This is a genomic window from Nitrospira sp. BLG_2 (genome assembly GCF_049222245.1).
On sequence record NZ_JBLYIG010000314.1, the window covers coordinates 1 to 9,667 of the forward strand.

Genomic DNA, 9,667 nt, shown 5'->3' on the forward strand with positions numbered 1-9,667 from the left:
GATAAAAAGGTCGAGCGAGGCGTCTGTACGACGCCTCGCTTTTGTGCTGCCCTCCGAGAAGAGGTGTTCTATGAAAGGCACTGTTGGGTTCTGGATCGGATGCGCGCTCCTCTCGATTGTCGTGAGCGGGTGTAACCGGTATCAGGTCATTCCTGAACAGTGGGCTAATCGGGTCAACAAACAATTGACGTACGAACAAGTGAAAGCCGCGCCCGACGCCACGCGCGGTCAAATAGTGGTCTGGGGAGGAGAAGTGCTCAACGCCGTGCGAGACAATGAAAGGACGACAATCGAAGTGCTTGAGGTACCGTTGAATAAGGATCATATTCCACTCGAAAGCCGGGCGTCATCACGAGGACGATTCTTAGCGTTAGACAGCCGTGGCGAAATAATCGACCCGGCTATCTTTAAGGAAGGATCGAAAATTACCGTCATCGGCGAGGTTCTCGGTCTTCGGACTGAGACGCTCGATCAGGCGGCCTATGACTTTCCGGTTGTCGGGATACGCGACATGACCCTGTGGGACGACCACACGAGGTCGAACTATCCATTAGCCGGATACTACAATTATTACGGGTACGGTTACTACGGGCACCGACCGTATATGTTTTTGGAAGGGGCTCACGTGTCGGGAAGCTAGGCTCGTAGAAATGCCGTAGGTTCGATGTGGGACAAGGGAGCGGAGGAGGTTGTCGGTCATCGGCGAACAGTAGTGCAGGCATGACTCTACTGATAATGACGCGTGCTCATCATATATCCGAACACCTATGAGATATGTTGCCGTCGCGACGGATTACGACAACACACTCGCCGTCGATGGCCGGGTGGACCGCAAGACGATCGCCGCCCTTGAGCGCCTCATCCAATCCGGGCGGAAAGTCATTCTCGTCACAGGGCGTCTACTCCCGGATATCCGGGACATTTTTCCAGAAATCGGACTGTGCGAGCGAGTCGTCGCGGACAACGGCGCCGTGCTCTACCGTCCCGCGACACGCGAACATACGGTATTGGCCCCTCCGATTCCTCCGCAATTCGTCGACGAGCTGCGCCGCAGACAGGTACCGGAGCTTTCGTTCGGGGATTCGATTGTGGGCACGGTGCGGCCCCATGAGTTGACGGTGCTCGAGGTCATTCGAGATCTCGGTCTTGAACTGCAGGTTATTTTCAATCGGGACTCCGTCATGGTTGTTCCATCCGGAGTCAACAAAGCCAGTGGTCTCGCGGCCGCATTGCGGGAGATGGGCCTATCGCCGCGCAATGTCGTGGGGGTCGGGGACGCAGAAAATGATCATGCCCTGCTCAATCAATGCGAGTACGCGGTGGCGGTGGCCAATGCCGTGCCGACACTCAAAGAAATCGCCGATTGGGTCACCAGTGGCGCGGCTGGACGGGGAGTCACCGAAGTCATCGATGAACTCGTTGGTCATGATCTCTCTGTGTCTCCGTTCAGCGCGAGCCGTCGCAATGTTCTTATCGGTGTGCGCGAAAACGGGGCGGAGGTCACGATTGCCGCGACTGGATCGAATCTGTTGGTGGCCGGCTCGTCGGGAAGCGGAAAATCGACGCTGGCAACCGGGATTCTTGAGCGGGTCACAGAACAAGGGTATCAGTTTTGTGTGATCGATCCTGAAGGAGACTACGAAGGGTTTGCGGAAGCAGTCATGTTCGGGACTTCACAACGAGGTCCGGGAATGATGGAGATTGTTACCGCACTGGAGAGCCCGGACACGAATTTGGTCGTCAATCTCGTGGGTTTGCCGTTACAAGATCGACCGGCCTTTTTCCTCGCCCTCTTGCCGGCCCTTCAGGAACGTCGGGCCAAATCCGGTCGGCCTCATTGGATTCTTGTCGACGAAACACACCATTTATTGCCTCGCGACTGGCAACCGGTGCAAGCTGTGCTGGCGAAAGATTTGACCGGTATGGTGTATGTCACCGTGCATCCCGATCATGTCGCGAAATCGGTGCTTCACACGGTGGATGTGGTCGTGGCTTTAGGCGATGACCCCAATGGCACAATCGCAGGCTTTTGTGAAGTGCTCGGTCTGCCTGTACCTCAAGTGCCGTATACGACCCTGGATCCTGGTGAGGCGGTCTTTTGGGATCGACGGTCCACCGAGTTGCCCTGCACATTGCGCATTGCTCCTTGTGAAGCAGACCGCCGGCGCCATCGCCGGAAATATGCCGAAGGCGAGTTGCCGGAGGACCGAAGCTTTTTTTTTCGCGGGCCGGACAATCTGTTGAACTTACGCGCGCACAACTTGATTCTTTTCATGCAACTCGCGGAGGGCGTTGATGAGAAAACGTGGTTGCATCACCTTCGACGAGGGGATTACAGCACATGGATGTCGGAGGGTATTAAAGATTCACACTTGGCCGATGCCGTTCGTCGGATTGAGCAACGGCCATCCGTCAGCGCCGAGCGCAGTCGACAGATGATACGTTCCGCCATTGAGGAACGGTACACAGTTCCCGCGAGCGGCGCGTAATGCGCGGGGCGTTCCGAAGTCGGCTCATGATCTGGCCGCTTCTCTTTAGTATTTGCGGGTGCGGGCTGGGCAAAGGGTCGGCGGATGAGATGCTTGCTGGGAGGGTGAAGCAAGCCTTATATGATCACGGTGAGGCGAACTTGCTCCGTGTCGACGTGTCGGTTGAGGAGGGAATCATCTATCTGAGCGGAGAAACGGATGACGCGCAGCAAAAACGTCGCGCGGACCATATCGCTCGGCGTATCTCGGGCGGAGCAAAGGTTGTGAACAAAGTGCTCGTGGAACCGTAAGCGTTGTGTATAGCTGCGTCTCAATCAACGAAGGAGGGATGTCATGCGTACAGCGTATTGGACGATTATCGGACTTGCGTCCATCGGGTTAGGCGGCGGATGCGCCATGCATCATGCGTCGAAGCGGGATCTGCTCACACAGGCGAATGTGTCTCTCATTGAGGCCGTGCGTATCGCAGAGGCCAATGTCACAAATGCAAAAACCGTCGAGGCCGAGTTGGAACGAGAAGATGGACGGACTGTGTATGAAGTCGAAATGATTGATTCGACACAGAGAAAGCGGACGGTACACATCGATGCGGCATCCGGAAAAGTCATGAAGATGGATTAGCCGACGCCGTGCGCCAGAGTGCGCTGGCTTGTCTTGCGATCGCTCTCCTGGTCTCCGGGCTAAGCTCTTCCCTCAATGCTGAAATCCGGGAAGCCGAGGTTCACATCAGGGCCGTCCTGGACCTCAGCTACGGCATGAATGCCAACTTCCCCGATAATCACATATTTCGCGGCAAACAAACGACGCCTCGGACGAACGAGGTCGCGCCGAATCTTGGACTTATCTCCATTCGACGTGAGGCCACGAGTGAGAATCGGTGGGGTATCGACCTGGGCTTCCAGGGCGGCTATGACACCGATGGTCTCGTTCCCGATGATCGAGAAAAGCCCATGCCCGGCGCGGACGTTCTTCGTCATGTGGGACAGGCGAACATCACCTATCTGGCTCCGATTGGAAAGGGGCTGTCGATTTCCGCCGGGCTCATGAAAGGATTCATCAATTTTGAATCGTTCTATGCCGTCAATAATTTCAATTATACGCGCTCCTTTGTCACCGACTATTCCCCGAACTTCATCCTCGGAGTAGGCAGCCGCTATCCCATCACGGAAAACATTGACGTGGGTTTCCACGTACTGAACGGCTTTCAGCATTTGGCGCATGCAAATGGGCTTCCCAGCTATGGAGCGGAGCTCGATTGGCGAATCGCCCGTCGCTGGGTCGTCGCGCAGAATGTGTACTATGGGCCGGATCAGGGGGATACGTCGATCCGATACTGGCGCGCCTTTTCAGATACGCAACTGCAGTGGAGGGGCGAGGATTGGACGGTAGTCGTGGTGTTCGATATCGGCACCGAGCGGATCGCGGATCAGGCATCCGCGCCCCGCACATTCTGGACCGGGGCCGCACTGTTCACTCGATGGGAGGTTCGAGGGCCGTGGAGCCTTGCGGTGCGACCGGAATTCTTTTGGGATCGCAACGGCCGGATGACGGGCGCAGAGCAATTGATCTGGGCTGTGACGTCCACGCTGGAATACAAGCGGAACTGGGGCGGCCATGCGGGAATTATTCGTCTCGAGCACCGCTTTGATCGCTCGACAGGCGCGGACGGGGGATTCTTTCGCGGCAGTGTGATAGGAGACGGCCAACCGGCGCTCGTTCCCAATCAGCAGATGATATTGCTGTCGCTGCTATGGGCATTTGATTCATAAGGCGCCGGGTCCCGCCCCGGTGTATCTATTTAGGGATCACTGAGATGTGGCCTCCGACTTCCATCACGGCATATTTGATCTGCTCCATTCGTTCAAGACCGGGACCCTGGCGAGCGGCAGCCAACACATCCTCCACGTCGATTCGCGCGCGGTCCATCAACGGCTTCAGCGGAATGCCGTTTTCCACGATGATCATCGGTAGGCCGTCCAGCCATCGGTCCACTGCCGCCGAACGATGTTTCCAATATGAGAGCAGAATATCGGTTCCAACAAGGGTCACGATCGCCAGCACACCTGTCGTGACGGAGTAGTCGTCGCCCAGCATGGCGTTCTGAGTGGCTTCGCTGATGATGAGCAGCAAGACGAAATCGAAACTTGTCATCTGCATCAAGGTGCGGCGACCGGCCAGCCGGAATACCAACAGCAAAACGAGATAGATGGTCAGCGCACGCAGAACCGTTTCCATGGCAACCTCCTGGTTAAACTCGATGAGCCCCGGTTAGGGAAACATGAACTGGTTGAATCGGAGCGGGCCGACGTCGTTGATGAGAATGCGACCGTCCAGCGCACCGAGATATTTCGGTCGCAGGCGGAAGACGATGACCGCCGGTATAGACGGTGAGTGGATTTCAAATGTATAACGGAACCCGTTGACGCCGATGCTCGATAGGAGAGGTTCGGGAATGATCTGTTCGACGGCATGGCTGGTCCAGTACGGTCGATCGATCTCAACGGTTACTCGGTCGGTCTCTGTAGCTTCAGGGGAAAGTACGAGCTGCAAGACCAATTCGCCTTCATAGCGCCCGAAGCGATCGTACAACAGCCGAAAGGTTTGCTGATCATCCGTGGCCTCCGTGCGGGCCAAGGGCCCGCTTCCGAACACTCCTGACAAGGCCGCCAGAACGATCAGTGCCATGCCGCCCCAACCGATACGCTGTAAGATCCATGTTTGCCTTTGTACGTGGAGGTTTTGGTTGATCTCAAGATCGCCGACTCGTGCAGGAGAAGATGCCATAGGTTTATTGCCTAAGTGTTCTTAAATTATTATGCAAACTGAAGGCCTGTGAGGATGACCGCAAGCCATTGAAATCGTATTTGGCAGGCAAGAAGGTCATCCAATGAGAGAGTCACTCTCGACCATTATGTCTCCGGATGGACGAAATGTCCGGTGGAAAAACACCAGGTCGAGTGGTGTATCCGGCTTTGCAATAACACATGCGAAATACGACGTGAAATGTGCAGCACAAAAAATTCGACAGTGGTTCGAAATGGCAAGGGAAGATGATTCGGAAGCGAAGAACGTCCCAACGATCCAAGAGCTTTGATGAGGAAGGTAATTGGTCAGTGGGCTCCCCGTGCCCCTTGAAGACTTTGACGACCCTTTAGCGGGGAAGATCGTCGATCAGTTGTCCTGCCGCCGCAAGACAGCTTGACGTGGTCTTCTTGAGAAAGGCGATGGCAGGCTCGATTTACCAGTTCAATCAATACGGATGGCTCAAACGGTTTAGCGATACACCCAAAGATTCCTTTGATTAGATCAGCATGATCGATCACGTAGTCGTCTCCCGACATCAGAATGATGGGTGTCTCAGGCCATAGCACCCGGCAGATCTCAATGAATCGCAGTCCGCTCATCTTGGACATGTGGTAATCCACCAGCACGACGTCATAACGTCTTTTGTTCATCTGCTCCGACCCTTCGAAGCCGTCGGAAGCCGTATACACGTTATACCCGCGATTCATCAGCACTGCCCCCGTCACAGGCAGAATGTCTTCATTGTCATCCACGATTAATGCACGTTTGCCATAACCATCCATATCACCACCCTCTTCCTACGATCGTCCTTGTAGTAGAAATAATAGCCCACCGAACTAAGAACGTGAGCAGTCCAGTTCCTGCGGATCTAAGATCGTTGGAGACGGCTCGTTCTGGAGCGGCGAAGACAAGATGTCCGATGTCAGATATCTTGTCCGTTGCCCGTTTGCGAGACCGTATTGCCGCAGCTTTCGTAACAATGTCTTGCGATGAATTCCCAAAATCACAGCGGATCGACCCAAATCTTGATGATGGTGCTTCAAGACCCGCACGATGTGCTCTCGTTCTAATTCTTCCAACGTGACCCATCCTTGCGCTTGAGCCGCCGTCTGCACCGTGGCCGTATGCACGGCATGCGGAAGATCTTCGGGATAGATAATGGGATGCGGGGTGAGGGCTACCGCGCGCTCAATGGCGTGTTCGAGTTCCCGCACGTTTCCCGGCCACCAATAGCGGGTCAGGACGGCGAGGGCTTCAGCCGACATTCCCGTGACCGGCTTCGGCTTGGATGAGCCGTAAGTCTGGACAAAATGCTGTGCCAGGAGCGGCACGTCTTCCATGCGTTCCCGCAATGGCGGGATACGTATCGTCACGACATTCAATCGGTAATACAGGTCCTCGCGAAACGTTCCGGCTTGGACGAGAGAATTCAGGTCTTTTTTCGACGCGGCAATAATGCGTACATCGACGGTCGTGGTCATGGTACTTCCCACTCGCCGGAATTCTCTCTCTTGAATGACACGAAGCAATTTCCCTTGCAGCGCCGGCGACAGGTCGGCTACTTCGTCCAGGAAACATGTGCCGAGATGGGCTTTCTCCAATAGACCTTTCTTGGACCCCACTGCGCCGGTGAACGCACCTCGTTCGTGCCCGAACAGCTCGGATTCGAGCAGAGTTTCGGTCAATGCTCCTCCATCGACCGTCACGAAGGGGCCGGCACTACGCGCGCTGTTGGCGTGAATGGCTCTGGCGATGAGTTCTTTGCCGGTTCCGCTTTCGCCCTCGAGCAAAACCGTGCTGTCTGTCTGAGCCACCCGAGCGATGGATTTATAAACGGAAACCACGGCCGGGCTGCTGCCGACTAAATTATCAAACCGGTAACGATCGCGAAGCTGTTCTTTGAGCTGTTGGTTCTGCCTGGATAGGTGAGTGTGTTCGAGCGCTCGATGAATCACCAACCGCACATCCTCCATGATGAACGGTTTACTGAGGTAGTCGAACGCCCCCGCTCGGATCCCGTCCACCGCCGTCTTCAGGCTTCCGTAAGCCGTCATGAGTATCACGGGCATGTCGTGTCCGCGAGAACGTAACTCATCCAGAAGACCGAGGCCGTCGAGACCCGGCATATTGATATCGGATATCACGAGGTCCGGCGCCTGACGAGTGACCCTATCGAGAGCGGCCTTTCCGTCGTCCGCAGTTTCCACGCGGTACTCTTCTTTCAACAACGCATCTCTGAGCAATGTCTGTGTCTCGGAGTCATCATCCACGATCAAAATAGTGGAATGGGGCATGTCATCAACCTCTCTATGGCAATATGGCAATTCTATGGCAATGGCTACCATGGCTGCGATCGTCACATCCGATCAATCCATGGGTGTCGTTCGCACACATCGGATGAAGGCTTGGGATGAAGGCGTGCGCACAGCTCATCGATTGCTGATCAGGATGACTTGCGACACGTCGTCTATGAACAGGGACATGTTGTCCGATCAGACGATGCGGGTCCCGGTTCCAGTAGCATGCTAAGGACCCTGATTTTCCAACAACTTGATCCCACACGTGCGCCTGGCAGCGTTCGTGCTTAATCCATGGCAGTAGGTAAATGCATGACTCACTCACGAGGCGAGCCATTTCACAATCAACAAAAGGAGCGCTGCCATGGTTTGTGAACGATGCGGTGGATTTAAAGTGCATGATTACTTCTACGGCGCCACAGAATATTTTGCGTGGCAATGTTTGGGCTTTCGCTGCATAAATTGTGGAGCGATCAGTAACATCCAACCTCTCGGCTCAGAGGAATCAACTTCCAGGCGCGATACGAATCATTCGCGCGCTCGACAGATGACACATCATTCTCGAACACGACACGCAACGGTCGCGCGGTGACCGGCGTGACTATTCGTGAACACGTCGCGTCCGAGTGCGCGCAGCCAGGCGTCATTCACCGTCATCACCGCCTTGCGTGTGGTGGGACGGTGATGGCACCACGCGATCAGAACACCGGCTTTGAGTAGCCATGAGCTTAAATTGTCTCGACGGGACGTGTCACGCATAGTTCGTTGCGCCGCTGTTTTAAGCAACAGTGTGATCCAAGATGGAATGGGCGCCCACTGGAGAGACCCCTAGCGCCGCCTCCGATGTCCGGGGCAGTGCCGCTGCTTTGCGATAATACACATCAAGCCATGGGGCGCTGCTGAGAGCAGAGCCTCCCGCCCACTGTCCGAGCATGGTTGTAAACCGACAAAGCCTCTTTACGAGTCGTTCTTCAAGTGTCACCCACCATTTCATCTCCGGTACCGTCGCGGTCATCAGCGTATCGGAGTACACAGCCTCGCGCACGAGGCCAAACTCGGCGATAAGGCCGTCAAGCGTGGCGGGTCCATAACCGTATAAGTAAGGAAAACTGAGTAAATTGTTCCAGGCTAGACCGGTATACACGGGATGTGTCATCCACCGGTGGAATTTCGCGAACTCCATGGCGAATCGATAACAGTTGCCATGCGGAACACGGATGACCAGCAAACCGCCGGGCTTGAGCGACTGCGCGATCGTTGTCAGTAGCGGCCGCGGATCCGGTAGTTGATCGAAAGTGTTCCAGATGACCATGGCATCGACCTCATGTGACGGCCGAGGCAAATCATCTATCGTGCCATGGAAGACCGGCAATCCTCGATCCCGACAGAATCGTGCAACAGCATCGCCGGGATCTATGCCGATGATATCCCAGTCATGTTCTCGAGCCGCCGCTAAGAAGCTGCCCACAAAACTGCCTACCTCGATTATTCGCGGAGAGCGATGCGTCGTGAGATGGCGAGCTACGAGCGGAATTTTTGCACGGGCCCATGCCAACTGAGATTCAAACTCCGCCTGCAAGTGATGCTCTTCATAGTGATCGTCTGTATAGGCCTCGGTGACCGCCTCCGCCGGCGGGTGTGGATTACGACAGAGCAATCCGCAGCTACAACAGGCAACGATGTATGTCTCGTAATTGTGCGTGAAGGAGACGCGGTCTGTGAGGGCTGCTCGGCGGCTCTGAGCGCTGAGACTCTCATTGAGCCGTCGTTGGTAAAACTGTCTCAAGTAGTACTGCTGTGCCGTGATATCGGACGGGGCGGCGATGACGACAAATTCCAGCCCGCCACACAGTAGGCATGGTGTATAGATGCATTGGCGATTGTCCAAAGTGGTTGATGCGGCTTCCATGGGCTCATCAGAAAGGCTGAACTTTTCGAGTCCGTGATATCGGATGAATGAACGTAATCGTATGAGGTATGCGGAGCGGCAGCCACTAGGAAGACCCCAAACCATTGGCGATTTGAAGCGCATCCCACAAGAATAACCTGGAGTAACTGGCGAGTTTGTGACCTCAC

At 55.3% G+C, this 9,667-nt stretch carries 10 protein-coding genes; 5 read left to right on the top strand and 5 right to left on the bottom strand.

Annotated features, from left to right (window positions below):
* Positions 1 to 70: 70 nt before the first annotated feature.
* From ACOSYY_RS08725 to ACOSYY_RS08745, 5 genes are all read left to right on the top strand, one after another.
* Complete coding sequence (locus ACOSYY_RS08725; protein ID WP_421661879.1) at positions 71 to 640, top strand: Slp family lipoprotein; 570 nt, start codon at positions 71 to 73, stop codon at positions 638 to 640.
* Positions 641 to 767: 127 nt separating this feature from the next.
* Positions 768 to 2,489 carry an HAD family hydrolase gene (locus ACOSYY_RS08730; protein WP_421661880.1) on the top strand — a complete coding sequence of 574 codons (1,722 nt, stop codon included), beginning with the start codon at positions 768 to 770 and terminating at the stop codon, positions 2,487 to 2,489.
* A gap of 26 nt (positions 2,490 to 2,515) precedes the next feature.
* Positions 2,516 to 2,779 carry a BON domain-containing protein gene (locus ACOSYY_RS08735; RefSeq protein ID WP_421661881.1) on the top strand — a complete coding sequence of 88 codons (264 nt, stop codon included), beginning with the start codon at positions 2,516 to 2,518 and terminating at the stop codon, positions 2,777 to 2,779.
* A gap of 43 nt (positions 2,780 to 2,822) precedes the next feature.
* Entirely contained in the window at positions 2,823 to 3,110 is a 288-nt protein-coding gene (locus ACOSYY_RS08740; protein WP_421661882.1) for a PepSY domain-containing protein, read from the top strand.
* Between the two features lie 8 nt (positions 3,111 to 3,118).
* A complete protein-coding gene (locus ACOSYY_RS08745; RefSeq protein WP_421661883.1) occupies positions 3,119 to 4,258 on the top strand; it encodes an outer membrane beta-barrel protein in 1,140 nt (379 codons plus the stop codon).
* Positions 4,259 to 4,283: 25 nt separating this feature from the next.
* On the opposite strand, the gene ACOSYY_RS08750 is transcribed toward ACOSYY_RS08745, so the two are convergent.
* From ACOSYY_RS08750 to ACOSYY_RS08770, 5 genes are all read right to left on the bottom strand, one after another.
* On the bottom strand, positions 4,284 to 4,724 hold the full coding sequence (locus ACOSYY_RS08750; protein ID WP_421661884.1) for a DUF421 domain-containing protein: 441 nt from the start codon (positions 4,722 to 4,724) through the stop codon (positions 4,284 to 4,286).
* Positions 4,725 to 4,757: 33 nt separating this feature from the next.
* Positions 4,758 to 5,273: a hypothetical protein gene (locus ACOSYY_RS08755; RefSeq protein WP_421661885.1), complete on the bottom strand. Its 516-nt coding sequence runs from the start codon at positions 5,271 to 5,273 to the stop codon at positions 4,758 to 4,760.
* Between the two features lie 326 nt (positions 5,274 to 5,599).
* Positions 5,600 to 6,046 carry a response regulator gene (locus tag ACOSYY_RS08760; RefSeq protein ID WP_421661886.1) on the bottom strand — a complete coding sequence of 149 codons (447 nt, stop codon included), beginning with the start codon at positions 6,044 to 6,046 and terminating at the stop codon, positions 5,600 to 5,602.
* 84 nt (positions 6,047 to 6,130) lie between these two features.
* A complete protein-coding gene (locus ACOSYY_RS08765) occupies positions 6,131 to 7,588 on the bottom strand; it encodes a sigma-54-dependent transcriptional regulator (protein ID WP_421661887.1) in 1,458 nt (485 codons plus the stop codon).
* 781 nt (positions 7,589 to 8,369) lie between these two features.
* Positions 8,370 to 9,500, bottom strand: coding sequence for a class I SAM-dependent methyltransferase (locus ACOSYY_RS08770; protein WP_421661888.1), 1,131 nt, complete (start codon positions 9,498 to 9,500; stop codon positions 8,370 to 8,372).
* Positions 9,501 to 9,667: the final 167 nt, after the last annotated feature.

What these genes read in the sequence shown, in the direction of transcription:
- ACOSYY_RS08725 (WP_421661879.1), top strand. Translation starts at nt 71, where the DNA reads ATGAAAGGCACTGTTGGGTTCTGGATCGGATGCGCGCTCCTCTCGATT.
- ACOSYY_RS08730 (WP_421661880.1), top strand. Translation starts at nt 768, where the DNA reads ATGAGATATGTTGCCGTCGCGACGGATTACGACAACACACTCGCCGTC.
- ACOSYY_RS08735 (WP_421661881.1), top strand. Translation starts at nt 2,516, where the DNA reads ATGATCTGGCCGCTTCTCTTTAGTATTTGCGGGTGCGGGCTGGGCAAA.
- ACOSYY_RS08740 (WP_421661882.1), top strand. Translation starts at nt 2,823, where the DNA reads ATGCGTACAGCGTATTGGACGATTATCGGACTTGCGTCCATCGGGTTA.
- ACOSYY_RS08750 (WP_421661884.1), bottom strand. Translation starts at nt 4,724, where the DNA reads ATGGAAACGGTTCTGCGTGCGCTGACCATCTATCTCGTTTTGCTGTTG.
- ACOSYY_RS08755 (WP_421661885.1), bottom strand. Translation starts at nt 5,273, where the DNA reads ATGGCATCTTCTCCTGCACGAGTCGGCGATCTTGAGATCAACCAAAAC.
- ACOSYY_RS08765 (WP_421661887.1), bottom strand. Translation starts at nt 7,588, where the DNA reads ATGCCCCATTCCACTATTTTGATCGTGGATGATGACTCCGAGACACAG.
- ACOSYY_RS08770 (WP_421661888.1), bottom strand. Translation starts at nt 9,500, where the DNA reads ATGGAAGCCGCATCAACCACTTTGGACAATCGCCAATGCATCTATACA.